This is a genomic window from Polaromonas sp. P3_C2 (genome assembly GCF_056402675.1).
The window spans coordinates 1-1291 of record NZ_JBFUGX010000934.1 but is presented as its reverse complement, the minus strand read 5'-3'; the positions used below and the strand labels follow the sequence as shown (position 1 = coordinate 1291).

At 57.1% G+C, this 1291-nt stretch carries 3 protein-coding genes; all 3 read left to right on the top strand.

Annotated features, from left to right (window positions below; all coding sequences use genetic code 11):
• On the top strand, window positions 1-107 hold a 107-nt coding region (locus AC1DWI_RS23540), incomplete at its 5' end, for an EF-Tu C-terminal domain-related protein (RefSeq protein WP_477725960.1).
• Window positions 108-132: 25 nt separating this feature from the next.
• The gene (gene rpsJ / locus AC1DWI_RS23535; RefSeq protein ID WP_007838118.1) at window positions 133-447 is read left to right on the top strand and encodes a 30S ribosomal protein S10; all 315 of its coding nucleotides are present in this window, start codon (window positions 133-135) and stop codon (window positions 445-447) included.
• A 216-nt stretch (window positions 448-663) separates the two neighbouring features.
• Window positions 664-1291, top strand: a 628-nt coding sequence (rplC, locus tag AC1DWI_RS23530; protein ID WP_477725959.1) for a 50S ribosomal protein L3, incomplete at its 3' end; no start/stop codon positions are given.

The following is a 1291-nucleotide window of genomic DNA, read 5'->3' as shown; positions in this document are numbered from 1 at the left end:
CCGTCAAGCTGATCAACCCGATCGCCATGGAAGAAGGCCTGCGCTTTGCCATCCGCGAAGGCGGCAAGACCGTCGGCGCCGGCGTCGTTGCCAAGATCATTGCGTAATTTCCGCAAACCATAAGGAATTACCATGGCCACCAAGCAAAAAATCCGCATTCGCCTGAAGGCGTTTGATTACAAGCTGATCGACCAGTCGGCAGCTGAAATTGTTGACACTGCCAAGCGCACCGGTGCGATTGTCAAGGGCCCCGTGCCCCTGCCAACGCGCATGAAGCGTTTCGACATCCTGCGTTCGCCCCACGTCAACAAGACGAGCCGCGACCAGCTGGAAATCCGCACGCACCAGCGTCTGATGGACATCGTGGACCCTACGGATAAAACCGTGGACGCCCTGATGAAGCTCGACCTGCCTGCCGGCGTGGACGTCGAAATCAAGCTGCAGTAAGCAAGAAATCGGGGTTTCGGCCACAAGCCGAGTCCCAAAGCGACAGGATTTAGCCCGGGTTTGCCATTTTTGGCAGCCTGGGCTATACTCTTGGGCTGTCCTTTGCATATTGGCTTCGTGCCTTTGTGGATTGGACGGTTTTATTAACTGTCTTTCACATCAAAACGTCTGTGGCCAATTGAAGTCGCAGCGGTGAAAGTTACGAAAGAACACATCATGAGTCTGAGCAACTCCCTCGGGTTGCTGGGCCGCAAAGTTGGCATGATGCGTCTGTTTACGGATGATGGGGACACAGTTCCTGTCACCGTGGTGGACGTATCGAACAACCGCGTGACCCAGGTTAAAACCGAAGCAAATGACGGCTACGATGCCCTCCAAGTGGCATTTGGCGCACGCAAAGCATCGCGCGTGACCAAGCCGGCCGCCGGCCACCTTGCGAAAGCAGGCGTTGAAGCTGGTGAAATCCTGAAAGAATTCCGCGTGACGGCTGACGTCGCAGGCAAATACGCTGCTGGTACTGTTGTGCCCGCCGCCGATGTGTTTGCCGTGGGCCAGCTGGTGGACGTGCAGGGCACCTCCATTGGTAAAGGCTACGCCGGTACCATCAAGCGCCACAACATGAGCTCGCAGCGCGCGTCGCACGGTAACAGYCGTTCGCACAACGTTCCCGGCTCTATCGGTATGGCGCAGGATCCTGGTCGCGTGTTTCCTGGTAAACGCATGACGGGCCACCTGGGTGATGTCACCGTGACCACGCAAAACCTGAACATCGTGCGCATCGACGAAGCCCGTCAGCTGCTGATGATTCGCGGCGCTGTGCCTGGTTCCAAAGGCGGTTTTGTCA